Annotated in this window: 16 protein-coding genes, 1 tRNA gene and 1 riboswitch; of the genes, 11 read left to right on the forward strand and 6 right to left on the reverse strand. The window is 64.8% G+C overall.

Annotated features, from left to right (window positions below; translation table 11 throughout):
* The first annotated feature begins 352 nt into the window (after positions 1–352).
* From JOE66_RS07025 to JOE66_RS07035, 3 genes are all read left to right on the forward strand, one after another.
* The gene (locus tag JOE66_RS07025) at positions 353–1,429 is read left to right on the forward strand and encodes a YlbL family protein (RefSeq protein ID WP_307827094.1); all 1,077 of its coding nucleotides are present in this window, start codon (positions 353–355) and stop codon (positions 1,427–1,429) included.
* 162 nt (positions 1,430–1,591) lie between these two features.
* Positions 1,592–4,501, forward strand: a complete 2,910-nt coding sequence (locus JOE66_RS07030; protein ID WP_205108004.1) for a UPF0182 family membrane protein — start codon at positions 1,592–1,594, stop codon at positions 4,499–4,501.
* 152 nt (positions 4,502–4,653) lie between these two features.
* Positions 4,654–4,727: transfer RNA gene (locus JOE66_RS07035), tRNA-Met, on the forward strand.
* Positions 4,728–5,100: 373 nt separating this feature from the next.
* Here JOE66_RS07035 and JOE66_RS07045 read toward each other — a convergent pair.
* The 3 genes from JOE66_RS07045 to JOE66_RS07055 form a co-directional block, all read right to left on the reverse strand.
* Positions 5,101–5,895 (reverse strand): alpha/beta hydrolase, encoded by a 795-nt coding sequence (locus tag JOE66_RS07045; protein WP_205108006.1) that lies wholly within the window; start codon positions 5,893–5,895, stop codon positions 5,101–5,103.
* Positions 5,896–5,944: 49 nt separating this feature from the next.
* Positions 5,945–6,739, reverse strand: a complete 795-nt coding sequence (locus tag JOE66_RS07050; protein WP_205108008.1) for an SDR family NAD(P)-dependent oxidoreductase — start codon at positions 6,737–6,739, stop codon at positions 5,945–5,947.
* A gap of 61 nt (positions 6,740–6,800) precedes the next feature.
* Positions 6,801–7,613, reverse strand: a complete 813-nt coding sequence (locus JOE66_RS07055) for a helix-turn-helix domain-containing protein (RefSeq protein ID WP_205108010.1) — start codon at positions 7,611–7,613, stop codon at positions 6,801–6,803.
* Positions 7,614–7,917: 304 nt separating this feature from the next.
* On the opposite strand from JOE66_RS07055, the gene JOE66_RS07060 reads away from it, so the two are divergent.
* Together JOE66_RS07060 and JOE66_RS07065 are read left to right on the forward strand one after the other, a co-directional pair.
* Complete coding sequence (locus JOE66_RS07060) at positions 7,918–9,645, forward strand: HNH endonuclease signature motif containing protein (RefSeq protein ID WP_205108012.1); 1,728 nt, start codon at positions 7,918–7,920, stop codon at positions 9,643–9,645.
* Between the two features lie 235 nt (positions 9,646–9,880).
* Positions 9,881–10,399: a cupin domain-containing protein gene (locus JOE66_RS07065; RefSeq protein WP_205108014.1), complete on the forward strand. Its 519-nt coding sequence runs from the start codon at positions 9,881–9,883 to the stop codon at positions 10,397–10,399.
* Between the two features lie 89 nt (positions 10,400–10,488).
* On the opposite strand, the gene JOE66_RS07070 is transcribed toward JOE66_RS07065, so the two are convergent.
* The 3 genes from JOE66_RS07070 to nirB form a co-directional block, all read right to left on the reverse strand.
* Positions 10,489–11,634: a uroporphyrinogen-III synthase gene (locus JOE66_RS07070; protein ID WP_205108016.1), complete on the reverse strand. Its 1,146-nt coding sequence runs from the start codon at positions 11,632–11,634 to the stop codon at positions 10,489–10,491.
* Positions 11,635–11,728: 94 nt separating this feature from the next.
* Positions 11,729–12,994: a uroporphyrinogen-III C-methyltransferase gene (cobA, locus tag JOE66_RS17615; RefSeq protein ID WP_205108018.1), complete on the reverse strand. Its 1,266-nt coding sequence runs from the start codon at positions 12,992–12,994 to the stop codon at positions 11,729–11,731.
* Positions 12,994–15,720 carry a nitrite reductase large subunit NirB gene (gene nirB / locus JOE66_RS07080; protein WP_205108020.1) on the reverse strand — a complete coding sequence of 909 codons (2,727 nt, stop codon included), beginning with the start codon at positions 15,718–15,720 and terminating at the stop codon, positions 12,994–12,996. Before nirB ends, cobA begins: the two co-directional genes overlap by 1 nt.
* A 296-nt stretch (positions 15,721–16,016) precedes the next feature.
* Here nirB and nirD point away from each other — a divergent pair, with 296 nt between their 5' ends.
* The 6 genes from nirD to JOE66_RS07115 all read left to right on the forward strand — a co-directional run bounded on the left by nirD (position 16,017) and on the right by JOE66_RS07115 (position 26,960).
* Positions 16,017–17,294, forward strand: a complete 1,278-nt coding sequence (gene nirD, locus JOE66_RS17620; protein ID WP_307827095.1) for a nitrite reductase small subunit NirD — start codon at positions 16,017–16,019, stop codon at positions 17,292–17,294.
* A gap of 95 nt (positions 17,295–17,389) precedes the next feature.
* Complete coding sequence (locus tag JOE66_RS07095; protein WP_205108022.1) at positions 17,390–18,826, forward strand: MFS transporter; 1,437 nt, start codon at positions 17,390–17,392, stop codon at positions 18,824–18,826.
* A gap of 50 nt (positions 18,827–18,876) precedes the next feature.
* Positions 18,877–21,288 carry a molybdopterin oxidoreductase family protein gene (locus tag JOE66_RS07100; protein ID WP_205108024.1) on the forward strand — a complete coding sequence of 804 codons (2,412 nt, stop codon included), beginning with the start codon at positions 18,877–18,879 and terminating at the stop codon, positions 21,286–21,288.
* Positions 21,281–23,185 (forward strand): FAD-dependent oxidoreductase, encoded by a 1,905-nt coding sequence (locus JOE66_RS07105; RefSeq protein ID WP_205108027.1) that lies wholly within the window; start codon positions 21,281–21,283, stop codon positions 23,183–23,185. The genes JOE66_RS07100 and JOE66_RS07105 overlap by 8 nt, the downstream gene beginning before the upstream one ends.
* Positions 23,186–23,292: 107 nt before the next feature.
* Positions 23,293–23,399: riboswitch (TPP riboswitch) on the forward strand.
* A gap of 124 nt (positions 23,400–23,523) precedes the next feature.
* The gene (locus tag JOE66_RS07110; protein WP_205108029.1) at positions 23,524–24,207 is read left to right on the forward strand and encodes an ECF transporter S component; all 684 of its coding nucleotides are present in this window, start codon (positions 23,524–23,526) and stop codon (positions 24,205–24,207) included.
* Between the two features lie 50 nt (positions 24,208–24,257).
* Complete coding sequence (locus tag JOE66_RS07115; RefSeq protein ID WP_205108031.1) at positions 24,258–26,960, forward strand: ATP-binding cassette domain-containing protein; 2,703 nt, start codon at positions 24,258–24,260, stop codon at positions 26,958–26,960.
* Positions 26,961–26,996: the final 36 nt, after the last annotated feature.

Below are 26,996 nucleotides of genomic sequence, written 5' to 3' on the forward strand. Positions count from 1 at the left end.
AACTCGTCTTCGGGGTTCTGCCCCTGGCCCTGTTCTGGAACGTCGCTCACGGTTCTACCACTCTCGATCTTCTGCCGAATGCATTTCTGCCGAACACATCGTGCGCCGTTCTCTGGCACCTGTCAGCATCGACTTCTACGCTAGCCGGTGGCCCGTTCGGCAAGCTGAGTTTTCTCATAAGCTGGTCGCTTGGCCGTGCGCCCGTGGCGAACACCCCGGAGAACACCCCGGAGAAGACCTGGCGAACGCGCTGGCCGATCCCTCGGCTGACAGCCCGGGCGATCATCCTGTGCGGTCATTCGGGCGCGCAGGCGAACTACCAACCCAACTGGAATCCCCGTGAAAGGTCGACGTGAGACGGCGCAGAAATATCGGCTGGGTCAGCCTCATCGTGGCCCTCGGCTTGGCGCTGGGTATGAGCTTCATTCCGTCTCCTTACGTGATCGAGCAGCCGGGGCCGGTGTTCAACACCCTCGGCACCAGCACGCACGACGGTACAGAAGTGCCCCTGATCTCGATCACCGGAGCGCCGACGTACCCGACCGCAGGCGCCCTGGACATGCTCACGGTCTCGGTGGTGGGCACTCCGCAGAGCCTGCCCAGCTGGGCAGAGGTCATCTCGGCGTGGTTCGACCCCTCCCGGGCGGCCGTGCCCGTCGATGCGATCTACCCGCCTTCGGTGACGGTGGAGGAACGCGACCAGGAGAACACGGCGATGATGGTCGATTCGCAGCAGGAGGCCATCGCGGCGGCTCTCACCGATCTGAAGATCCCGTTCACGACGACCGTCACGGTCGCCCAGCTCGCCGATAGTTCCGCGGCGACCGGCGTGCTGGAGGTGGGCGACGTGATCGATTCGGTGAACGGAACACCGGTGTCGACCGTTGATGCCCTGCGCACAGCGGTCACAGCCAACGGTAATTCATCGCCGGCGACGCTGGTGATCACGCGGAAGGGTGCCCAGCAGACCGTCGCCGTCACGCCGAAGAAGGCTGACGACGGAACGATTCTTCTCGGCATCGCTGCGTCAGCGAGTTACCAGTTCCCGTTCACCGTCGACATCCAGCTCGACAACGTCGGTGGCCCGAGCGCGGGGATGATGTTCGCCCTCGGAATCATCGACCAGCTGACGCCCGGGCAGCTCAACGGCGGAAAGAACGTTGCGGGTACCGGCACCATCACCGCAGACGGCACGGTGGGGCCCATCGGCGGAATCCGCCAGAAACTCTTCGGTGCGAAGCAGAATGGTGCCTCGTATTTTCTGGCGCCCTCCTCGAACTGTGACGAGGTCACCGGCCATGTGCCGAGTGGCCTGACTGTCTACGCCGTGTCGACTCTCAGCGACTCGATCACCGCACTGAATGACATCTCGTCGGGAACGGGTCTTGATTCGTTGCCGACTTGTGACTCAGTGCAAGCTTCGACGTAACGAGCGACAGGCTGTTCTCAGCGTGGGTTGTCTAGTATGGGGCAGACATCTCCGCTGCTATCACAGCGACTGAGGCGCCGCCCGCTCATCACAGTTCACCAGCACGCAGCTGAGCTACATGCAGCTCACAACAACACACACAGCTAACACAAGAGGCACACCGTGACTTCCTCCACCGCCCAGAACTCCGGCCAGAAGCCCGCGCGTAGGTCGCGAACAGTGGTCGCGGTCGCGATCGCCGTGATCGCGGTTCTCGCCATCGCCTTCTTTGTGTTCACGAACCTCTATACCGAAGTGCTGTGGTTCAACCAGCTCGGTTTTGTCAGCGTGCTCACCACCCAGTGGTTGGCAGGAACAGTGATGTTCTTCATCGGCTTCTTCGCCATGGCCATCCCTGTGTTCGCCAGCATCGAGATCGCGTTTCGTTTCCGGCCCGTCTACGCGAAGCTGAACTCGCAGCTCGACCGGTACCAGCAGGTTGTCGAGCCGTTGCGCCGCCTGGCTGCGTTCGGCATCCCGGCTCTTCTCGGTCTGTTCGCCGGTGTGGCCACGGCCACGCGCTGGCAGGTTGTGCTGATGTACCTGAACAAAACGTCATTCGGCAAGACCGATCCGCAGTTCGGGCTCGACGTCTCGTTCTACGTCTACGACCTGCCGTTCTGGCAGAGCGTCGTCGGGTTCGCGTCGGCGGTCGTGATCCTTTCAGGAATAGCAGCGGTCTCGACGAGTTACCTCTACGGCGCCATCAGGTTCGGCCAGCGGGAGGTACGCATCTCCAAGACCGCCCGCGTCCAGGTGGCGATCACCGCCGGTATCTACCTGCTGCTGCAGGCCGTCAGCATCTGGCTCGACCAGTATGCGACCCTCACCAGCAGCGGCGGTCTCCTGACAGGTGCCTCCTACTCCGACGTCAATGCCACGATCCCCGGCCTTCAGATCCTCTCCGGCATCGCTGTCATCGTCGCGATCCTGTTCCTGATCGCCGCCTTCATCGGCCGGTGGCGGCTGCCGGTCATCGGCACGGTGCTGCTCATCATCAGCGGTCTCATCCTCGGCTCGCTCTACCCGTGGGTCGTCCAGCGCTTCCAGGTCGACCCGTCTGAGAAGAGCCTCGAGCAGCCCTACCTGCAAGAGAACATCAACGCGACTCGGGATGCCTACGGGGTCTCCGATGTCGAGACGATTCCGTATGACGCGAAGACGACGGCTGAGGCAGGGGCGCTTCGGGCCGACGCGGCGACCACCTCGAGCATCCGGATTCTCGACCCAGCCATCGTGAGTGGAACGTTTGCGGCGCTGCAGCAGTTCCGGCAGTACTACCAGTTCCCGACCGACCTCAACGTCGACCGGTACACCATCGACGGCAAGAGCCAGGACACGGTCACCACCGTTCGTGACCTGAACCTCACGCAGCTCGGCACTTCGGCGAGCTGGTACAACCAGACCGTCGTGTACACCCACGGGTACGGAGTTGTGGCCGCCTACGGCAACCAGCGCTCGGCCGACGGCCAGCCCGTCTTCGCTGAGTCGGGCATCCCGAGCACTGGGGTGCTGGGCGACTATGAGCCGCGTATCTACTTCGGTGAGACCTCACCCGATTACTCGATTGTCGGTGCGGCCCAGGGGGCTTCGGCGGTCGAACTCGACTACCCGTCGGGAACGGACAGCGCGTCGCAGGCGTACAGCACGTTCACGGGCGACGGCGGGCCCAAGCTCGACAACGTCTTCAACCGCCTGGCGTATGCGCTGAAGTTCCAGTCGGAGCAGATCTTCCTGTCGGAGGCGGTCAACGCCAACTCGCAGATTTTGTACGACCGCGACCCGGCGACCCGTGTGTCGAAGGTAGCGCCGTACCTGACGATCGACTCTGATCCCTATGCCTCGGTCGTTGACGGCAAGGTGGTCTGGATCGTCGACGGCTACACCACCTCGTCGAACTACCCGTACTCCAAGACCGAGGGGCTGAGTGCGGCCATTGCCGACACGAACACTCCCAAGCTCGGGTACGCGGTCGACAACAACATCAACTACATCCGCAACTCGGTGAAGGCCACGGTCGATGCCTACACCGGCAAGGTCACGCTCTATGCCTGGGATGACACCGACCCCATGTTGCAGACGTGGGAGAAGATCTTCCCCGCCACGGTGAAGCCGATGAGCGAGATGGGCTCGCAGCTCATGAGCCACGTGCGGTACCCGGCCGACCTCTTCAAGGTTCAGCGCGCGATTCTCGGCCAGTACCACGTCACCGATGCCGGTTCGTTCTACTCGCGTGAAGACGCGTGGACGACCCCGAACGACCCGACGTCTCTCGCGGCCAGCCCCACCCTGCAACCGCCGTACTACCTGACCCTGCAGATGCCCGGCCAGACCGAGCCGCAGTACTCGCTGTACACAACCTTCATCCCGCTGACCGGAGAAGACACGTCCAAGAGCCTCAACGGGTATCTTGCGGTCGATTCCAACGCCGGGGCGACGGCAGGGCAGAAGTCTGCCGACTTCGGCAAGCTCCGGCTGTTGACGTTGCCCAAGGCCGGTACCGTTCCGGGCCCAGGGCAGCAGCAGAACAAGTTCAGCTCGAACCCGACCGTCTCGCAGGCGCTCAACCTGCTCAAACAGGGCTCGACCGACGTGATCAGTGGAAACCTGCTGACGCTCCCGGTGGGTGGTGGCTTGCTCTATGTGCAACCGGTCTATGTCAAGTCCCGGGGTGAGACGAGTTACCCGCTGTTGCAGAAGATCCTGGTCGGCTTCGGCGACAAGATCGCCTTCGAAGACACGCTGAATGCGGCACTCGACGACCTCTTCGGAGGAGACTCAGGGGCGACCGCCGGCGACGGCGGCACACCGTCTACGAGCACAGGCGCGGGCACTGGAACGTCACCGGGCTCCGGCACGACTACGCCGTCGACAACCAACAACGCGGCTCTCCAGCAGGCGCTGAACGAGGCGCAGGCGGCATTGACGGCGAGGGATGCTGCGCTCAAGGCAGCCGACTGGGCAGCGTACGGCGTCGCTGACGCGCAGCTCAAGACCGCCGTTGCCGCGGCCATCGCTGCCAGCGGGCAGTAGGCGAACGGAGCGGGCTGCCGGAGCCGGTCTCCTGGCCGATTCTGGCGCCCGTTCTGGCACCGGTTCTCGTGCTGTCGTCGCTCTCGTCGGGCATTCGAATCGGCCCCGCGGTCGACTGCTCGTGAACCCTGTGGTAGTGTTACATCTTGTGCCGCGGGGTGGAGCAGTTCGGTAGCTCGCTGGGCTCATAACCCAGAGGTCGCAGGTTCAAATCCTGTCCCCGCAACAAAAGAGAGAAAAGGTCCGGCCTCTGGCCGGGCCTTTTCTTGTTTTCGCGGGGCGCCACAGTGCCAGTGGCAAGCCGGGTGCCAGTGGCAAGCCGGGTGCCAGTGGCAAGCCGGCTGCCAGTGGCAAGCCGGGTGCCAGTGGCAAGCCGGGTGCCAGTGGCAAGCCGGGTGCCAGTGGCAAGCCGGGTACAAGTGGCAAGCCGGGTGCCCGTGCCAGGCCGAGTGCCGGTGCCGGTTTCGGAATTGCGTCCGTGACGCCGATTCGAGCCCGGTGGGGCAGTCTCGATCTGTCGCAGCAGGCTCAGTTGGCCCGATCTGCGGCGCGGCTCGGAGTCGGAGACTGTGTACGGGCGCCGGGAATTCGCAGGAACTCTAGAACCCGTGCTTCGCCAACCACGCGAGCACGTCGTCGGCGACCTCCTTCCAGCCAGCGTCGAGGGTGAGAGAGTGGCCTTTGCCTTCGTACTCGTGGTACTCCGTCACCGATGACGTGTTGTCGGCGTAGAGCTTCGCGACGGCAACGGTGACGGCCTGGGGAACGGTGTGGTCCTCTGTGCCAGAGGTGAGCAACAGCGGCCCGCGCACTGCGGTGTGCGTATTGACTGCGGCGGGCGAGTTGCGGACGAAGTTCGCGGTCGCATCCTCGAAGAGGGGCCGGCCGGGTCCCGGGATCGTCCATGCATCGTGCAGGGCATCCGATTCTTCCTCGGTGAGCACGTTGCCGAAGGCGTACTTGAACTGCTTGACGGTGAGGGCGACGGTCCGAGACCTGTTGGCGGGGTTGCCAAGCACGGGGAAGCCCGACTTCAGCTGCGTGAAAGGCAAGACTTTCACGCCCTTGATCGGAGCCGGATCGATCGCGACAGCTGCCGACACAAGGTCGTTCGCGAGCAGCTCTTGAGCGATCAGGCCACCGAAGGAGTGGCCGACAACGACGGGCTTCTCGTCGAACTGCGCGATGAGATCGGCATAGTGGTGGCAGATCTCTGCGATGCCCTGGTTGTTGAGACCATCTGGCGTCGCCCGGGTGGCGGCCACCGTGTCAAGGTCTCCGGGCCATCCTGGCGCCGAGGTCGTGTAGCCCTGCTCTTCGAAAAGGTCCTGCCATGGCCGCCAGGCGGTGGCGTGGATCCAGAGTCCGTGGATGAAGACAACGTGCGTGGCCATGTGAGCTCCTTGGGTTGTGTTGGGGGCCGATGCTTGTGCTTTCGGACGATCAGAGAGTTTTGATGAGGCCGCCGTCTATGAGGAAATCAGCTCCAGTGACGTTTCCGGCGCGACTGCTCGCGAGAATGAGAGCGAGATCGGCAACCTCGCCTGGCTCCGTGAACCGTCCTGTCGAGAAGCCGCCCTGGCTCGCGACGACCCTGTCACGTGCGGTGTCGAAGTCGACACCCATCGTTCTGGCGGCCGTCGCCGCGACGCCGTTGTCGCCGAGCCAGAGCTGCGTCGCGACTGGCCCAGGGCTGATGGTGTTGAAGCGAATGTTCTGCGGGCCGAATTCCTTGGAGAGGGCCTTCGACAGGTTCCAGACCGCGGCTTTTGCGGCGGAGTAGTCGACCACAGGCGGATCGGGCAGGAAGGCGTTGACCGATCCGATCGTCACGACGTTTCCGCCGCCTCGTTCGATCAGCAAGGGAATGGCGGCACGAGTGGTACGCACGGCGGCCAGGAAACTGAGGTTGAGGGTGTCGAGCCACTGTTCGTCGCTGATGGACAGGAAGCCATCGAAGCGGAAGGCGACTGCGCCGACGTTGTTCACCAGGACGTCGAGCCCGCCGAGCTCGGCCGATCGCGCGACGAGTCGGGCAGGAGCATCCGGGACCGAGAGGTCGACGCTCTCGAACAACACCTCGCCCGTGGCGACCAGCGCCTCGAGTTCTGGCGTCGATGAGCGCGCACCGGCGACGACTCTGGCCCCCTCGGCGACCAGCGCCTGCGTGATCGCGAGGCCGATGCCCTTGCTTGCGCCAGTGACAATGGCGTTCTTGCCAGAGAGTCCCAGATCCATGTGCCTCACAATAGGAGTAGCGGTGTGAGCGAACCTGCCCCAGTCGTGCCTAGTACTGGCACTACCTCCCTATTGCCAAAGCGGCGAGGGCGCTCTCAGTGGGAGTGCCCGGCTCGGCGAAGTACAAGAAGATCGAGTGATCGTCAGCGCCGACCAGAGGCAAGTGAGCATACTGGAGCGAAAGAGCGCCCACCGCGGGATGCATGATCGGATGGGTGCCTTCGGTCATCCCCGCGATGTCGTACCGGTGCCAGAGTTCCCTGAACCGTTCGCTCTCGCGCATCAGTTGCTTGATGAGTTCCTGGGTCCGAGCATCGTCGGGATACATGCCTGCGCGAGATCGCAATAGGGCGATTGAGCGCATGCTCAGGCCGTTCCAGTCCAGGTGAAGCTCACGGACGTCGGCATCGAGCAGCAATACTGCGACGGAGTTGCGCCCGGTGCGATAGCCAGCGATCAGGGCAGTCATGAGTGGGTTAGTTGCCACAATATCGAAATGGCGGTCGAGGATCATTGCTGCCGTCATCGGCCACGAATCGATGAGCCACCGGGTGCGCTCGACGGCCGGCGTGGAGGTGGGACGGATCGGCTTCTGGGGGAGGTGAGCGAGAGCGTGAAGGTAGGAGTTCGCGGTGGCGTCCAGCTGGAGAGCCCGTGAAAGCGAATTGAGTACCTGATCGGTGGGGTGGGCTTCCTGGCCCTGCTCCAATTTCACGTAGTACTCGGTGCTGATCCCTGCGATTGCCGCCACTTCGGAGCGTCGGAGTCCGGGCACCCGGCGAATTCCAGCGCCTTCGGGCAGCGCGACGTCGGCAGGTTGCAGCAGTTCGCGCCGGGCTCTCAGGTAGTCGCCGAGCGGGTGTGGACTTGGCATGCCGAAATTTTATCGAGATACTCGCGGGGGAGGAAGAATTCGTGGGGAAAGCGAGCGGGGGATAGGTCTGGGTTGGTTTGGCCGGGCTGCGCTGCGGCGCTGAGCCCGGCGCGGTCATGGCGTTACGGAATGCGGGTTGATCTGCTCATCCTCGCGGCCCGGCGGCAACTTCGCGGATGCCTTGTAGGGCGGCTGCTCTTGCGACTTGTCCTCCACATTGGGGTGTGGAAGTAGTTCTCCACTGATGTTCGCGGCGGCCCTGATTTGGTGAGGGATTGTCAGTGGCTGGTGTTTGGATGGGGGTATGAACACACCAGCTGCCGGGTTGCCCGGGTCATCGCCTGAGGGCTTGGATGACCCTCGGGCTTCTGCGCTGCGTGCGGCGGTGGAGGCGGTGATGGTGTCTGGTGGGTTTGGGGCTGCCGCGCCCTGCGGGCTTGCCGACGAGGAACTCCTCGCCTGGGCGGTGGCTGGTGAGGCCTTGCTGCGATGTGCGGAGGGGATCGTTGTCGAGGCGGCCGGGGAGCTTGCCGAACGATCCAAGCATGAGCACGGTGATGACCGGTTGACCGTGAAGCACGGCTGCGCAGATGTCGTGTCGCTGATCTCCGGCTTGACGGGGGTGTCGAAGAAGACCGCGGCAGGCCGGGTGCGACTCGGTACGGCGGTTAGGTCGTCGATGTCGGTGGTGGGTCTGGTGAACGAGAGCAACTTCCCTTCCGTACAGGAGGCTCTTCGGGAGGGCCGGCTCGGGGTGGATAGTGCGCAGGTGATCACCCGGATGCTGGGCGAGTCGGCGAGGCGGGTGGGGTTCGGGGCGGATCTTCATGAGTGTGAGCGGATGGTGGTGCTCGCCGCTGATCCGACGACCGATGTGGGGCTTTCGTTGTCGGCGGATCAGGTCGCGATCATGGTGGCGCAGTGGCAGGGGCATCTGGATCCTGATGGTGCCGAACCGACCGCGAAGGAGTTGGAGGACAAGCGCGGGTTGTGGCTACGGCAGCAGGCTGACGGGAGTTTCAAGGTCGGCGGTCTGTTGACGGCGGTGCAGGGTGCGAAGTGGCAGGCCATCGCCCAAACCATCCTCAGCCCCAGACTTCCCCGATTCGCAGACAACGGCGAGGCCCCGGGCGCCAGTGATGGCTCTCATTCTGGTGATGCTCCTGATACTCCTGATGCTCCTGATGCTCCTGATACTCCTGGTGCTCCTGATACTCCTGATACTCCTGATACTCCTGATACTCCTGATGCTCCTGATGGTTCTGGTGCTTCTGGTGCTTCTGGTGCTTCTGAGGGTTCGGGCGGCGGCGAGGTCGAGGATGGTTCTTCGATGCCCAGCGGTGATGGTGTCCGCAGCAGAAACGGTAGCGGCCCACGCTTCTTCGCCGACGATGACGGCGAGGAGGAGGTCAGCCCGGTGTTGGCTGACACCCGCACGCGTGAGCAGTTGTTGGCTGACGGGTTCACGGCGTACATCGACCGGGTCGCGGGGTTACCCGACATGCCGGTGTTGTGTGGGGCGCGTCCGACGGTCAACGTGCACGTCACCCTCGAAGACATCGTCGAGGGTCGGGGTGTGGGCTGGGTTGACGGTGTTGACCAGCCCGTGCCGGTGACGAGTGTTGAGCAGCTGCTGTGTCACGGGGAGGTCCTTTCGACGCTGATGCGTGAGGGGCGGGTGTTGCAGCACGGGAAGACGAAACGGCTGTTCACGGCGGCGCAGAACCGGGCCCTCGCGGCCCGGGACGGCGGGTGTGTGTGGCCGGGCTGCGGGAGACCGCCGTCGTGGTGTGAAACCCATCATGTTCTCGACTGGCGTGACAAGGGATACTTACCCGGCCGAACAGACACCGACAACGGGGTGCTGCTGTGTCATTTTCATCACTCGAACGTGCATAAGAGCCGATGGAAACTCGTCATGCGCGCCGGCGCACCGCACATCATCCCGCCGCCCGAGATCGACTGGACACAAACACCCCGACCCTGCACCAGGAGACGAACATCCGGCCCCGATTTGCGGAGATCTGCATGAGCCTGCGACGGCGAGGGAGACGTCGCGGATCGATTCTCGGGTGGCGCACTCAACACCTCGAGGGGCATTTGGTCAGGAAATTTCGGAACCAACGGAAGACATCCTCTCTTACCGCTTGATCGAGCTGAGAGCCATAAACTACTGGGGAACTTGGGCTACAGAACAAATGCGGAGTAGATCGAAGAACTCGATCAGTAGCAGTTCAGGGAGTGTTCAACTAGATCGAGGGGACCGGATGCAATCGAAAGCCAGCGCAGAGGAGATCATCGCAGCCCTGCAGCTCGAGCCGAACAAGACATGTGGGTTCGTTCGGGTGACGTATGTGAGTGAGCTGGCGGTGGAGGCGGGGGTGCTGACGTCGCCGTTTGAGGCCGAGCGAACTGTCGGCAGCGCCTTGTACTTTCTGGTGACGCCTGGGGCGCCTGTGCAGCTTCACCGGATCATGAACGACCAGCTCTATCACTATTACCAGGGTGAGGCGCTGGAGTTGCTGCTGCTTCACGCCGACGGCAGGAGCGAATGGCAGGTCATCGGGCCCGACGTTCTGGGTGGCGAGCATGTGCAGTTCTTCATTCCGGGCGGCACGTTCCACACTGCACGCGTGCGCGGGGGCAAAGGTTGGTTTCTGGGTGGCAGCACCGAGTGGCCAGGAGTCGTGCCACTTGACGTCGAACTCGGGGACGTCGAGGCGCTGTGTGCCTCACATCCTGAGGCCGCAGGAGAAATCCGCGAGTTTCCGGTACCTGTCGCCTGAGCTGATTCGTGGCGCTGTGGTGCGGCACTGCTTCCGTGCTTCCGGGCGGTGGAGTGGCAAAGTGTCATCGGGCTGACGTGGTGGGGCAGCTAGACGGGTGTGGCAATTCGGTAGCCGCGCTTGATGACGGTGGCGATGACGCGGGCGTCGGGGAGACTCTGGCGGAGGCGGCTGAGGGCGACGTCGACGCCGTGGTCGTCGAGGGATTCTGGGGCGGCCTGGGCGAGGGCACTGCGGGAGACCGTTGCCCCGTTCGCTTCGAGGAGTGTGCGAAAGAGGGCGAGCGACACGGGCGTCAAAGAGGCTTTGACACCGCCGAGGGTGGTAATGCGGCCGCGAAGCTCGACTTCGCCGAAGTCGGTGTCGATTCGGGTGATCTGAGTCTCTTCGAGGTGTTCGCAGAGCAGCCTGATGAGCGCCCCCATGCGAAAACGGTCGGGAACGATCGGGAGTATTCCCGCTTCGACGAGGGGCGCGGCTGTGACAGGTCCGACGGCAGCTGCGACGACAGATTCGCGGAAGGCGGCCTGCAGTTCATCCAGTCGCCCTGCTGCATCGGCGGTTGTGAACAAGGCTTCGACTGCGGGAGCGCTGGTGAAGGTCACTGCATCGATCGACGAGGTGCAGATCGCGTCGATCAGGCGGAGGACGCGCGCGGAATCTTCGTGCTGGGTCCAGCGGTAGGGGGCGGCGGTGAGTACACGTGCACCCGCGGTTTCGAGACGGGTGAGCTGCACGGGGTCGGTGAAACCGTGAAGCTGAACGGCGACCGTTGTGCCCTCGACTCCGCCGCGGAGAACGAGATCGACGAGCGAGGTTGTCGTTTCGCGTTCGCTCATGCCGTCGTCGTCGAGCCCGGCGGCCCGGATTGCGCCGCGCGCCTTCGGGCCACGAACGAGGATGCGGGAGTGGGCGAGAGTCTCGCTGAGCTCGTCGCCGAGACCTGCCGCGTCGGCAGACTCGAACCAGCGCCTGATTCCGTAGGAGGTCGTCGCCAGCAGAACGTCGGGCCGGTACTGGATGATCGCTCGGGTCTCCGCCTCGAGAACGCTGTCGTCGCTGACCCCGGTCATGCGGATCGTGGGGGCGTGGGTGACATCGGCCCCCCGTCGCTCGAAGGCGGCGATGAGGTCTTCGGAGCGCCGATCGCTCGTAACGCCGATGCGGAACCCTTCAAGCTGGTCGGCGCGGAACCCCGGTGAAACCTGGTCGCCCGAGGAAGTGGCGTCGATCATCCGGGGCCTCTGGTCTCTCGGGTCTGGTCTGTCGGGTCGGGTCTGGTCTGGCTTCTGGGTCTGGTGGCCGGTGTCCGGTGTCAGGTGGTTGGTGTCAGGTGGCGAGCTGCGCCACCGCTCGGATGATCTCTTCAGTTTCTTGGGTGTTGGTCTGACCCGTACTGGCCGCGTCATCTGAGGCTACTCGAACGACCTCGCCGATGACGATGACGGCTGGAGATCGCAGGGCGAGGGTGCCGAGCATCCCGGTCACTTCACCGACACTGCTCACGGTGGTGCGCTGGTGGATGCTGTACCCCTGCTCGACGATGGCAAGTGGCATGGTCGCGGTCATGCCGTGTCGTTGCAGGCCGCTGACCAGCTGCACAAGGGTGCCGACGCCCATGAGCACGACGATGGTCCCGCCCAGGCCCGCAAGGTGGTGGAGTTCATCCTCGCTGTACGGGGCGTGACCCGAGATGACGGTGAACGCCCGGGTGACGTTGCGGTGAGTTACCGGTATGCCTGCGGCCGCCGGGACGGAGATGGCGCTGGTGACCCCGGGAACGACGGTGACGGGTACTCCGGCGATGCGGCAGGCGAGAACCTCTTCGCCGCCGCGACCGAAGACGAAGGGGTCGCCGCCCTTCAGGCGAACGACGTGAAGGCCCTGCAGCGCCCGGTCGACCATGATGGCTTCGATTTCGCGCTGCGGGACCGCGTGGTGGCCGGGCAACTTGCCGACATCGATCAGTTCGGCTCCCGGCGCCCACTGCTGGAGGGTCTCGGTGGGGGCGAGCCGGTCATAGAGCACGACATCGGCCTCGGCGAGGGCGGTGCGGCCAGCGACGGTCATCAGCTCGGTCTCGCCGGGGCCGCCGCCGATCAGGGTGACGTGGCCCCTAGGCAGGGTTGGCGCAGACGGCTCGGTGGTCATCCAGACGCGCTGTCGCGATGCGGCTGCCGCGAGGTCGGCGCGCTGGGATTCGCGGCCGTCGACCCAGACCAGCAGGTCGGGGAGATTGTCGTGCAGCTTGTTGCGCGGGGTTGAGGCAGGCTGGTTTGAGGCAGGCAGACCAGAGGCAGGCAGAGCAGAGGCATGCTGGGCTGAGGTATGCAGGGCTGAGTCAGCAGCACCAGCGGCGAGGAGAACGCGTGCCTGGCCGGCTGTGACGAGCTCCACGTGTGCGCCGGCTGCCCGGTAGCGGGCCCGCACCCGGCGTGTGCCCAATGCATCTCCGACGACGACCACCCGTCGGCCCAGCAGACTCAGAGAGACGCTGAGGGGCGAGGCGGGTGCTGGTGACAGGATGGGCTTCGATGCGGTCGGGCGCCAGGCTGGCCGGGGTGCGGATTCGGGGTGAGAGGGCTGGGTGGACATCAGAGTGCGCTCCCTGCGGTTGTCGGTGCAGTGCTGGCTGCCAGAGACTCGGATCTGACAGGAATCGTCGTGCCGGCGAGCAGCAAAGTGTTGGTGTGCACAGTTTCGGAACCAGCACCCGCCCCGACCCTTTCTTCAGCGAAAGCCGGCCGGTTCTGGCCACGTTCGCTCACCTTGACGATGCCAGGGTCAGCGGTGTCGGGGGCGTTGACGAACGACCGAAACCGCTTCAGGCGCTCCGGGTCCTTGAGAGTGGCCGCCCATTCGTCTTCGTAGTTGCCGACGTGAAGTGCCATCGCGGCTTCGAGGTCGGCGGCGATGCCGAGGGAATCCTCGCAGACGACCTCGCGTACGTGGTCGAGCCCACCGGGCAACTCCTCCTGCCATCGGGCGGTGCGCTGCAGCCGTTCCGCAGTACGCACGTAGTACATGATGTAGCGGTCGATGTACCTGATGAGCGTCTCGTCATCGAGATCCTGCGCGAGGAGCTGGGCATGGGCCGGTTGGTAGCCGCCGTTGCCGCCGACGTAGAGGTTCCAACCGTTCTCACTGGCGATGATCCCGATGTCCTTGCCCCTGGCCTCGGCACATTCACGCGCGCAACCCGATACTCCGAGTTTGAATTTGTGAGGCGACCGAAGGCCGCGATACCGCAGTTCCAGGTGTACGGCCATGGCCACAGCATCCTGAACCCCATAGCGGCACCAGGTGGAGCCCACACAGGACTTCACCGTGCGCAGTGACTTTCCGTAGGCCTGGCCCGATTCGAAGCCCGCGTCGACGAGGATCTTCCAGATTTCGGGCAACTGTTCGAGCCGGGCGCCGAACATGTCGATTCGCTGCCCGCCGGTGATCTTGGTATAGAGGTCGTACTGCGCAGCGACCTCGGCAATGACCTTGAGCTTTGCCGGGGTGATCTCCCCACCGGGGATGCGCGGCACGACCGAATAGGTACCGTCTTTCTGCATGTTCGCGAGGGCTCGGTCATTCGTGTCCTGCAGGTGGCCGGCACCGTTGTCGAGAATGTAGCCGGAGGTCTGCGTTGCGAGGATCGAGGCGATCACGGGCTTGCAGACATCGCAGCCCAGGCCGTGGCCGAAGCGCTTCATGATCTCCTCGGCGGAATTCAAGCCGAGAATGCGAACGGATTCGAAGAGCTCGCTGCGGCTGAGGCTGATGTGCTCGCAGAGGGCTCTCGAGACGTCGAGCCCGGCTTTGGTGAGCTCGGATTCGAGGATCTTCTTCACTAGCGGAACACACGAACCGCACTGGGTGCCGGCGCGCGTACAGGCCTTCAGTTCGCCGAGGTCGGTGCAGGCGAGCGATACCGGTGAACCTTCGCCGGCGCTCTCACCAGCCCTGTCGCCACGAATAGCCGAGCGAACGTGCCCGACCGAGACGTTGTTGCAGGAGCACAGTTGTACGTCGTCTGGCAGGTCTGCGCCACCGGGGAGTTCTGCGCCACCAGTTGAGAGCGCGGCGGAGAGGTACGCGCCGGGCTCTGCCGGCAGTTCGCGACCGAGTAGCGGGCGCAGGCTCGTGTACGGGCTCGCATCGCCGACGAAGATGCCCCCGAGGAGGGTCTTCGCATCGTCGCTGACCACGATCTTCTGGTACAGGCCGCGGGCTGGGTCTGCGTAGACCACCTCGAGCGAGTGCTCTGTGGTGCCGAGGGCATCGCCGAAGCTCGCGACCTCCACCCCCGAGAGCTTCAGCTTGGTGGCATCGTCGATGCCGGGGAACACGGCGTCGCCACCCCAGATCCGGTCTGCGACCACCTCGGCCATGGCATTCGCCGGCGCGACCAGACCGACGCACGAACCGTTCACGCTTGCGACCTCGCCGATCGCCCAGATGTGGGGTATCGAGCTTTGGCAACTGTGGGAGATGGCCACACCACCGCGAGGGCCGATATCGATTCCTGCGGCTTCAGCCAGTTCGTCGCGCGGGGTGATGCCGATGGAGAAGACGACGATGTCGGCGTCGATCTGCCGGCCGTCGGTCAACGAGACCCCCAGCACAGCACCAGACGGAGCCAGAATGATGCCCGTCGGGCGAACGCCGAGGTTCAGGGTGATGCCCTGGCCATGGATGATGCGCCCAAGCGCCTGGCCTGCACCCTCGTCGAGCTGGGCCGACATGAGCCATCGGCCAGAGTGCACGATGGCCGACCGTGCTCCGAGCCGGTGAAATCCGCCGGCGGCTTCGAGCCCGAGCAGGCCGCCGCCGACGACGACCACAGAGGCGGGTCGGCCCTTCTTCGCCGAGAGGGCAGCGACTTCTGCGACGATTCCGTCGACGTCTTCGAGCGTGCGGTAGACGCGACCGGCGTGTGCGTTCTCGATCGGGGGCACCGTCGCTGATGATCCGGTTGCAAGCACAAGTTCGTCGTAGGCGACGTCCTCACCCGAATCCAGAGTGACAACGTGCCGGGCGGCGTCGATCGCCGTGACGCGAATTCCCGCACGATGGACGACGCCCGGCGTCGTCCACAACGCGCTGTCGCCGAGGGTCAGATCGAGCTCACCGTCGAGTCGTTTCGAGAGTGACACACGGTCGTAGGGCAGATGGGGTTCGTCGCCGAAGACCGTGACGCGCAGCTCGTCACCACCAGACGTGAGGCGGGAAGCCAGCGATTCAGTGAACCGGTGGGCTGCAGGCCCCCCACCGACGACGACGACATGCCGGGTGGGGCGAGACAGTTCCGCGGTGTCGCGCTGCTGCATGAGTGGGCCTTCCGTGTCGATCGTTCGTGTCGACCGTTGGTGAGGATCGTTGGTGACGATCGTTCGAACTGATGGTGCCCACGCTATGTCCACGTGGTTTCCGCCCTGTTGCGCTGCCGTAACGTCTTGTGACCGGCGTCTCTCGTGCAGGTTTGGAGCGTGTGAGGTCTTTGTTACGCCGCCGACTCTGTCGGGGTGGTCGGTTGAAACGTTGGCGAAATAGCGTGTGGTCATCGAGCGAAGCACCTCGATCGAACGAATCGACGAACACAGCCATCACCACGAGAGGGGCGGGCATGACGATCACGAGCAGTGCAGCATCCGGCACCGAGGAACGTGGGTTTCGTTCTACTCCCTCACAGCGAGCCACGCCGTTGGTAGCTCAGGCGATATCGCAGCTGGAGTCGCAATGGTTTCCCGTCTGTGCTCTGAGCGACCTCGAACCGCTGTGGGGCGAGGCGGCCCTCGTCAGCAGTGGTCACACCAGCACTGAACAGATCGCCCTGTTCAGACTGCCGGATGACCGGGTGTTCGCCGTCTCGAATGCCGACCCGGCCACCGGCGCATTCGTCATGTCGCGGGGAATCGTCGGCTCCAGGGGAGACCGGCCGACGATCGCTTCGCCGCTTCACAAAGACGTGTTCGACCTGCAGAGTGGTCGCTGCTTCACGTCGCCCTCGCTCCGCCTTCACACCTGGCGTGTTCGAATCACGAACGGGGTGGTCGAGGTTGCGCGGCGCCCCGTGCTGGTGGCAGCGTCGCACGGAACGAGCGATGGAAAAGGCCAGAGGGCGATCGCCGATCTTGTGCAGGCCGTTCGTGAGGCGCGGCCCGAGTTGACCGTCGTGGATGCCTTCGTCGATGTGCAGCAGCCCGACGTGCCTGCCGCAGTCGCTTCCCTCGCTAGCTCGAGTTCTGCGGCAGTCGTACCGTTGTTGCTGTCCGCCGGCTACCACGTGCACGTCGATCTTGCCGAAGCCGCCAAAGCTGCCAGTCACGAGGTCGTCACTAGCGGAGCACTCGGGCCCGACCGGCGGCTGGCCTCGGTTCTGGCCAGACGCCTGTCTGAGATCGGCCTGTCTGACGTGGGCCTGTCTGCAGGAGGCCTTCATGCGAGCGACCGAGTGATGCTGATCGCTGCTGGTTCGAGCGACGCGTCTGCGGTCGACGACTGTCACGAGATGGGGAGATTGCTCTCGGTCGAACTGCGGATGCCCGTCACCGTGTGTTTTCTCTCTGCCTCTCTGCCGCGGGCAGTCGAAGCGATCGCCGCCGAGCGTGCCACCTACCCTGGCAAACGTATAGTCGCGGCCAGCTACCTTCTCGCCCCCGGGTACTTTGCCACGCTCGCGGCCGAGGCCGGAGCCGATGCAACCACTGCTCCGCTGCTCAGGGACGACGAAGACCCACCTCATGAACTCGTCGAGATCGTGTGCGACCTCTATGAAACCGCGCTGTGTGAGACAGCGCTGCATGAGACAGCGCTGCATGAGACAGCGCTGTGTGAGAAAGCGCTGTGTGAGACAGCGCTGTGTGAGACAGCGCTGTGTGAGACAGCACGGCATCAGTGCTGAATTCATCCGCCCGAACCTGACTCGACGGGCTCAGCTCCCTCCCCACATCCACGCAATTTCCTTGCCGTAGCTCTGCCAATCACCAGGAGATATCGATGTCTGCACCAGTCACCACCGCTCCAGAAAGCACCGCTCCAGCCTCACCGGGCGCATCACCCGGCGCGCAGCCTCCGGGGCACGTTCCCACCGGCCTCACCTTTCGCCCGGGTCGGACGATCGACGGTTGGGATCCCGAAGACAGCACCCAGTGGGCCGACGGCGGCAAAGATATCGCCGCCCGAAACCTGCGCTGGTCGATCTTCGCCGAGTTTCTCGGCTTCGTCATCTGGCAGCTCTGGAGCATCGTCGTGGTGTCGTTGCCGAAAACCGGATTCACATTCGACACGGGCCAGATCTTCTGGCTCATCTCGATTCCCAGCCTGGTCGGGGCCACGCTCCGATTCCCGTACACCTTCATGGTGCCGAAGTTCGGCGGGCGCAACTGGACGATGATCTCGGCAGCACTGCTGCTGATCCCGAGCATCGGCCTGGCGATCTGCGTGAGCAACCCCGCCACGCCGTTCGGAGTGATGCTCTTTGTCGCCGCTCTCGCGGGCCTCGGCGGAGGCAACTTCGCCAGCTCGATGGCCAACATCACCTATTTCTACCCGCAGAGAAAGAAGGGCTGGGCGCTCGGCCTGAATGCTGCCGGCGGCAACCTCGGCGCATCTGTCGCGCAGTTCGTGGTTCCTATCGCCATCACGATCGGTGCTGCAGCAACACTCAACCTTCCGCTGGCTGGATGGATCTGGGTGCCCCTGATTCTCGTCGCCGTTTTCGGCGCCTACAAGCGGATGGACAACCTGTCGAGCGCAAAGGCCGACTTCAGTGCATCCATCGCCGCTGTCAAAGAACCGCACATGTGGATTCTCGCCCTGCTCTACATCGGAACCTTCGGCTCGTTCATCGGTTTCGCGAGCGTCTTCCCGAAGCTGATCGCCGACACCTTCCCGTCGTTCTCCACCTTCGCCGTCGGCAGCGCGAGCATCTCTCTCGCCTTCCTGGGCGCCCTGGTCGGTTCGTTGGCCAGGCCATTCGGAGGTCGGCTGGCTGACCGCTTCGGCGGAGCGATCATCACCACAGCATCGTTCGTCGTGATGGGTATCGGAGCACTCATCGTGATCGCAACACTGCCGCTGGGCAACTTCTGGCTCTTTCTCGCGAGTTTTCTCGTGCTCTTCGCGGCCAGCGGAGTGGGCAACGGCTCGACCTACCGCATGATTCCGACGGTCTTCGCCATGGGAGCCGGAACAATCGATGCACACAACAACGCTGGAGACATCTCGACCCAGCGCAAGACCGCGGCCGCCCTCGGCCTCATCTCGGCGGTCGGCGCCTACGGCGGATTCATCATTCCGCAGTTGCTGAGCCTCTCGAAGACCTCCTTCGGCACCTACACGAACGGACTCGGATGGTTCGTGATGGCCTACGCTCTGATGATCGCGGTCACCGCGGTGTTCTACCTCGGAAAGCGCAAAGGAACCCGTATATGAGCGGATTCTGTATCCTGACCTGCTCCTGAACCACGTCGAAAGAGAACCCGATGACTCCCGGCACCGCCAGTCACTGCCCGTACTGCGCTCTGCAGTGCGCCATGTCGCTGGCAGGCGGTGCCGGGGGTTCTCCTGATTTCTCGAAAGGCAACCCGCAGTCTGGCACGAGCACGAGCACGAGCACGAGCACGAGCACGAGTCCGGTGCCGGTGACGATCAGTGGGCGTGACTTCCCGACCAATCGAGGCGGCCTGTGCAAGAAGGGCTGGACGGCAGCTGAACTCCTGAACGCGGCCGAGAGGATCGTGCATCCACTCGTCAAACAGTCCGACGGAACCTTCGCCGAGGCCAGCTGGGCTGAGGCCCTCGATCGTGTTGCCGACTGCCTGCGTGACAGCCGGGCGCGTTTCGGGGCTGACTCTGTGGGCGTCTTCGGCGGGGGAGGCCTCACAAACGAAAAGGCGTACCAGCTCGGCAAGTTCGCCCGGCTTGCGCTCGGCACCTCGCGAATCGACTACAACGGCCGGTTCTGCATGTCGTCTGCTGCGGCCGCCGGCAATAGGGCGTTCGGCATCGACAGAGGCCTTCCGTTCCCGGTCGAAGACCTCGACACCGCGAACACAGTGCTGATTCTGGGTTCGAACGTCGCCGAAACGATGCCCCCGTTCATTGCCCACCTCGTCGGTGCGCGTGAGGCAGGCGGGCTCATCGTGGTCGACCCGCGACGCTCTGCGACTGCTCGCCTGACCGAAGAAGGCGGAGGAGTACACCTACAGCCGGCAGCGGGCACCGACCTCGCGCTTCTCCTCGGACTGACGCACATCGTCATTGCTGAGGGGCTCACAGACACGAGCTATCTCGAAGCTCGAACGTCCGGGTTCGACGCGGTTCGCGTGAGCACCAACGCCTGGTGGCCCGAGCGCGTGCAGGCCCACACCGGCGTGCCCGTGGCACAGCTGCGAGAGGTGGCCCGTCGCCTGGCAAACGGGCATGGCAGCTACATTCTGACCGGGCGCGGTGTCGAACAGCACGTCGACGGTACCGACACGGCAACAGCTGCCATCAATCTGGCGCTCGTGCTTGGCCTGCCCGGCACCGGTCGCTCGGGGTACGGCACCATGACGGGGCAGGGAAACGGCCAGGGCGGGCGCGAGCACGGCCAGAAGTGCGACCAGCTGCCCGGCTACCGCAAGATCACCGATCCGGATGCACGTGCCCATGTTGCGCGCGTCTGGGGCGTCGACCCCGCCATCATTCCCGGCCCGGGTGTTCCGGCGGTGGAGTTGCTCGCTGAACTCGGGCAGCCCGGCAAGGTGCGATGCCTTCTTGTGCACGGATCGAACGTCGTGGTCTCGGCTCCCGACGTCACCGAAGTTCGGCGCGGGCTTGAGGCGCTCGACCTGCTCGTGGTGTGCGACTTCTTCTTCTCTGAGACGGCGAGCCTCGCCGATGTTGTGCTGCCTGTCACGCAATGGGCAGAGGAGGAGGGAACGATGACCTCGCTCGAAGGCCGGGTGCTGCGGCGGAGAAAGGCCGTCGAACCTCCGCCTGGCGTGCGGAGCGAGCTGTGGATCATGCACGAGCTGGCCCAGCGGTTGAATGCTCCCTCGACGTTCAGCAGCTCGCCGACCGAGGTCTTCGATGAACTGGCAAGGGCTTCGGCGGGCGGGCTGGCGGACTACTCCGGGTTGAGTCACGAGCTGCTGGATGCTGAGCTGCTGGATGCTGAGCTCCTGGATGCTGGGCTCCTGGATGCTGGGCTGCTGGATGCTGCGCATCCGGCAAGCACGCGGGGGGCATACTGGCCGTTCCCCGTGGGGTCGACAGGTACGCCACGACTTTTTCTCGACCGGTTTGCGCACGCTGACGGCAAGGCACATCTGGTGGCTGTCTCCGTGAGGCGGGCACAGATGGGTGCTGCGTCTTCAGTTCCCTCCGCGCCGACGGGCACTGCAGCCGCGAGCACTGCAGCCGCCAGCAGGGCAGCCGCCAGCCAGCCATCCGCCGGTCACAGGCCTGGCACGCTCACACTCATCACGGGGCGTCTGCTGGAGCATTACCAGTCGGGCACGCAGACCCGTCGTGTACCGGAGCTGCTGGAATCCCGGCCAGAGGCACTGGTTCAGATCCACCCGGCCACTGCATCGCGGCTGGGTATCACGCACCGGCAGCTCGTTCAGGTGGGAAATGCTCGCGGCGTGGTTGTCGTTCGGGCCGACGTGACCACGGGCATCCGTCACGACACCGTATTCTTGCCGTTTCATTTCGCGAACGAGCAGTGCGCCAATCTTCTGACCGAGCGCATCGTGGACCCCATTTCGGGAATGCCGGAATTCAAGCGCACGACGGTAACAGTTGTGCCTGTGCCTGTGCCTGTGCCCGCTGTTCGTACCCCCGCGGTGGGATCACTGGCGGAGCACTCAGATGGGGATCGCACAGTTGTGGAGGCTGTTCATGTCTGATCGGGAGCGACCAGCAGGGGAGCGGGCAATCGGGGAGCGGGCAATCGGCGAGCAGGCAATCGGCGAGCGGGCGCTGGGGGAGCGGGCGCTGGGGGAGCGGGCGCTGGGGGAGCGGGCAATGCGCATCCTTCTCATCGGGTATGGACCGGTCGGGGCACGCTTCGTGGAGGGGATGGTGGCCTCTGTTGAGTCGGGCATCACCGACGTGACCGTGGTGGGGGCCGAGACACACGAGGCCTACAACCGTGTGCTGCTGGCTGACTACGCGATCGGTCGAGCATCGCGGGAGCGGCTCGACATCACCGATACGGCTGCCGCGCGAGTGGCGGGCGTTCACTTTCTGCTCGGCCAGGCTGTCGTGGGCATTGATCGAATTCGGCAGGTGGTCCGACTCGATTCTGGAGTGTTCGTACCCTACGACCGGCTCGTCTTCGCCACGGGCGCGCGGGCGAACGTGCCGACTCTTGACGGCCTCGAGCGCTCGAAACGATCGAGACTCGCCCGTGCGGCGGTCGCAGCGAATCTCGATGAGGGCGCGGCACCCCTGCCCGCCGGAGTTGTCGTGCTGCGCGATCTGGCTGATGCGGCTGTCGTGCGAGGAGCTGTCGTGCGAGCAGCAGTGGTGCGAGAAGCAGTGGTGCGAGAAGCAGTGGTGCGAGAAGCCGTCGATTCCCGCGCGAGAGTGGTCGTACTGGGCGCAGGCGTTCTGGGTATGGAACTCGCGTTGGGGCTGGCCGAGCAAGGCGCCGACGTCGTGGTGGTCTACCACTCCGATGGCCCGATGGCCCGGAACCTCGACGCTACGGGAGGGCGCATGTTGGCGAAAGCAGCACGCGCTGCCGGAGTCACGATGGCGTCGCACGCGCGAGCGGAGGGTCTTGTCTTCCATACAGATGATCGGGGTCGCCAACACTTCGACGCGCTGGTGTGTGCCGACGGGCGACAGATCGACGGTGACCTGCTCGTGTTGTCGTGCGGGGTCACGGCCCGCACCGAGCTCGCAACCGCAGCCGACCTCGCGGTGTCGGCGGGCATCGTCGTCGATGAGGAACTTCGGTCGTGGTCTGACCCAGACATCTACGCAATCGGGGATTGCGCCCAGGTTGCGGCACGAGGCTCGGAACGAGCAGACGGCCGGGTGGATGGCGCTCCCTCCGGCCTGATCGGACCGGGATGGCGGCAGGCTGACTGGCTTGCCGGGCAGCTCGCGGCCGAAGCGGCTGTGCCTGAAATGCGAATCAGCGACGTATCTGACGTATCTTCGGGTACGGCGTCAGGATCGGGGTTGTCACGCACGGCGCACCTGGAACCCTCAGCCTTCGAACGCGCGCCCTTCGAACGCGCACCCACCGAACGCGCCAGCGTTGTCATGCTCAAGGCCGAAGGTGTCGACGTGGTGTCTGGCGGCGACGTGACGACCGAGCTGTGGGCTGAGCAGTCGGCCCAATCGGTGGCAGCCGGAGAATCGCCCCTGGAGGTCACCCAGTGGGCTGACCCCGGGAGAGGAAGCTACCTCAAGCTGGTCACCAGGGATGATGTGCTCACCGGGTTCGTCGCAGTCGGTTCTGCGCGTGCAGGAGCCGAGTTGACGTTCCTGTTCGAACGGGGAGGTGAGCTGCCGACCGACAGGTCTGCGTTACTTCGCCTCGATGCGAGCGACGCCGGTGCGCCAGAGACGTCCGACGCCTTCGCACCCGATGCCACGGTGTGCTGGTGCAACGGCGTGACCACCTTGCACATCACCGATGCGATCGCGGCGGGGCACTCCACCACCGAATGCATCGGCAAGGCCACTCGCGCGGGTACCGGCTGCGGGGGTTGCCGGGGCAAGATTGTCGAAATCCTGGCGCGGGCGGCTCCCGTTGCGCAGCAAGCCCGTGCCGTGGTTTCGGGATAACGCGTGCCGGGTGCGGACTTTCGGAGGACCTTGGCCCGTCTGGGGAAGAATGCGTTGGGATGTGCTGATCTCCTCCGGCAGTCCGGTCAGAGGTGTACTCTGAGGTGAACAAACGACAGGGGAGCGCACGTCAGTGCGCTGAGAGTGCGGTTCGCCGCAGACCCTCGAACCTGCTCCGGTTAGTACCGGCGAAGGGAGTCGGGAATCTCAAGAGTGCTTGGTGATTCCCCCAGAGTGAATGAGTGTCCGCGGCTGGCCGTGGCATTCGTGCGAATCTGGAGGGGTTTCTGCGCATCTTCCCCGTGGTATCCATCGGATTCAACGGGACAGGAACAAGAATGACAACAGACAAGACCGCGTCGGGAACCACTCCGGCACGCACAATTGCAACACCTTCGCGCGAGAAGACCAGCTTCACGGCATCGGGCCGACTGACGGCCTGGCGGGGAATCGACCTCATCACCGCGGCGATGATCGCCGTGGCGTTCGGTGTGATCTTCTGGGGCTTCGACACTTTCGTCTACCCTGTGGTGGGCCTTGCGTCAGCGGGCTTCCCTCCGCTTGGCGAGCTCGCGTTGGGGGTGTGGCTGCTTCCCGCCGTGGTGGGTGCGCTGGTCATCCGTCGCCCGGGGGCCGCACTGCTCACCGAACTGATTGCTGCCAACGTCGAGATGTTGCTGGGGAACCAATGGGGTATCGCCGTGCTGGCTTCGGGCGCGCTGCAGGGCCTCGGTGTCGAGATCGTGTTCGGTTTGCTGCTGTGGCGGCGCTTCGGCCTTCCGGTCGCCATGGCCGGCGGTGTGCTCTCAGCCGTGCTCGAGATCGTCGTCTACGAGTGGTGGGCCTACGTTCCCGGCTTCTCGTGGACCTGGCGTTTCGTGTACCTCGCCAGCGGAATGGTGTCTGGCGCGGTCATCGCCGGGATCGGCGGGTGGTTGCTCGTGCGGGCTCTGGCGCGCTCGGGCGCGTTGAACGCATTCCCCGCAGGCGCAGAAGTGCGCGAAGCACGCGTTGGAAAGTGACCTGAGTCTTCAGATTGACTTCTGCTGCCAGATGATGGGGGCGAGGAGTTGTGGAAGCTGATTCGACTGGCCCCGCGCACTGCGCTCCGGATGCCCGGTACCCACGCGGAGCAGACCTCGACGTTCGGGGACTCACCTGGCGACCTTTCGGCCGTACCGAACCCATTCTGCGGGGCCTCGATCTGCGAGTGAGGGCAGGAGAACGTGTGCTCATCACGGGGCCGAGCGGCTCCGGCAAGAGCACACTTCTCCGCGCCCTCGCGGGTGTTCTGGGAACGACGGAGTCCGGCGAGCTTTCGGGTCTGGTGTTGGTCGACGGTGATGCCACCGCTGGTCACCCTGCCGGGATCGACGAGGCCGCTGCGGCCAGCTCAGTGAGCGTCGGACTGTTGCTCCAGGATCCGGTCGACGCGCTCGTGGCAGAGACCGTGGGCAGGGATACGGCCTTCGGCCTGGAGAACCTGGGCGTCGACCGCGCGCGGATGGGTGCGCGCATTGCGCAGACGCTCGACGCAGTGTCGTTTCCCTACGGAACGAACCATTCGTCGAGCCAGTTGTCGGGAGGGGAGGCCCAACGCCTCGCCCTCGCCGGGGTGTTGGTCATGGGCCCGCGGCTGGTGCTGCTCGACGAGCCGACCTCGATGCTCGACCCGGCTTCGGCTGCGGCGGTGAGGGAGGCCGTGTGGGCGACGGCTGCAGCATCCGGTGCGACGCTCATTGTGGTGGAGCACCAGCTCGCCGAGTGGTTGCCCCGGATCACGCGCCTGGTGGTGCTCGGCGAAGGGGGTGAAATCGTCGCCGATGGTGAGGCTTCGGTTACCCTGGTCGCGCGTCGAGACGCGCTGGCTCGAGCTGGTGTCTGGGTACCGGGTTCGGCACCCCCAGTGCCCCAGCAGGTGTCTGCAGCACTGTGTCGGCATGGGCCGGTACAGCAGGCCAAGCGGGCCAACCAATTCGGCGATCCGGTCGTGAGTGCTCGGAAGGTTGGCGTCACTCTTCAGCGCGCAACGTCGTTCGGCCAGCGGGGCACGACACGCGGAGCCGCCGTGCCGATACTCGCCGACGTCTCCGCAGACATCGTCGCTGGTGAGATCACAGCCATCGTTGGGCCCAGCGGGGCCGGAAAGTCGACGTTCACCGCCCTGCTCGCCGGGTTGTCGAACCCGAGCTCCGGCGTCGTCGTGTGGGTGGGGGGTGGAGTTGAGGGCCCTGCAGAAAGGCGCCCTGCCGGAAAACGCCCTGCGGGAACTGGCACAGCGGGAACTGGCACAGCGGAGCAGCACCCTGGCCGATGGAGCTCGCGACGCCTCGCCGAGCGCGTGGGCTGGGTGCCGCAGAACGCCGAGCTGGCGATTGTGGCCCGCACGGTGCGAGACGATGTACTGAACACGAGCGTCCTTCTCGGGCATGACATCCGCGAAGCCGAGCACAGAGTGGATGCCCTGCTCGACGTGCTCGGCCTGACCGAGCTGGCGGCAGAAGATCCCCACCACCTTTCGGGCGGGGAGCTGCGGCGGGTGGCACTGGCCGGTGCCGTCGCGCATGGGCCGGCGCTGCTGGTGCTCGACGAACCGACAGTCGGGCTCGACCGCCACACCTGGTCTGCGGTTGCGGGGGTGGTCGTCGCTGCGCGGGAAGCAGGGGTGGCGGTCGTCGTTGCGACGCACGACCCGCTGCTCGTGCAGCTTGCCGACCGGGTCGTCCGGCTCGAGAGCGGTCGCGTGGTGGGGCGCATGTCGCGTTTCGGGCCAACTCCGACAGAGACGTTTCCGACAGAGATGTCTCCGACTGAGACAACTCCGACTGAGACAACTCCGACTGAGACAACTCCGACTGAGACGTCTCCGACTGAGACGTCTCCGACTGAGACGTCTCCGACAGAGACATTCCCGACAGGGACATTCCCGACAGGGACATTCCCGACAGAGAAATCACCGACCGAGAAATCACCGACAGGGACGACCCGCGGGCCTGGCACTCGAGCCGAGCGAGCCGGGTTTTCTTTCGGATTCGCGCGGCGCTGTGGGCCGCTGTCGCTGCTGGCTGGGGGGCTGCTTCTGCTGCTCGGGTCGCTGTTCATCACGAGTATCGGGCAGGCGATCGTCGGCGTCATAGTGCTGCTCGCGGTGGCACCGTTGGTGCTCGATCTGCGTTCGATCCGGCTGCGGAGGCTTGCCCCGGGGCTGCTTGCGGCCGCGTCGGTCGCGTTCTCCACCTGGCTGCTCAGCCCCGACCAGAGCCTGTTGGCCGGGGTCACGGCGGGGCTTCGAATCGCGTTCTTCGTACTGCCCGGCGTGCTGTTGGCGGGGTACATCGAGCCGTCGTCGCTCGGTGATCATCTCGGGCAGCTGCTGCACCTGCCCGCGCGGCCCGTCATTGCTGCGACCGCCGCACTGCAGCAGTTCTCTACGCTCACCGAGCAATGGCAGCAGTTGCAACGAGTGCGGAGGGTGCGCGGGTTGAGCGCGGGTCGATCGCCGCTCAGCCGTGCCTCGCAATTCGGCTCGCTGACCTTCGCTCTTCTCGTGCAATCGGTGCGCAAGGCCGGTCGCATGGCCGTGGCGATGGATGCCCGGGGCTTCTCCCGCCTCGAAACACCCACCCTCGAAACATCCAGCCACGCACGAACCTGGGCCGAGCCGGCCTACTGGACTCGCGGCGACACCGTACTGCTCGTCGTTGTCGGGTTCGTCGCGAGCGTGCCGGCGGTGTACGGATCTGTGCACGGATCTGTTCTCGGCTCAGTGTTCTGAGTGCTCTCGATTCTGAGTGCTCACGATTCTGACTGC

Origin of the sequence: Subtercola frigoramans (assembly GCF_016907385.1) — a bacterium.
GTDB lineage: Bacteria > Actinomycetota > Actinomycetes > Actinomycetales > Microbacteriaceae > Subtercola > Subtercola frigoramans.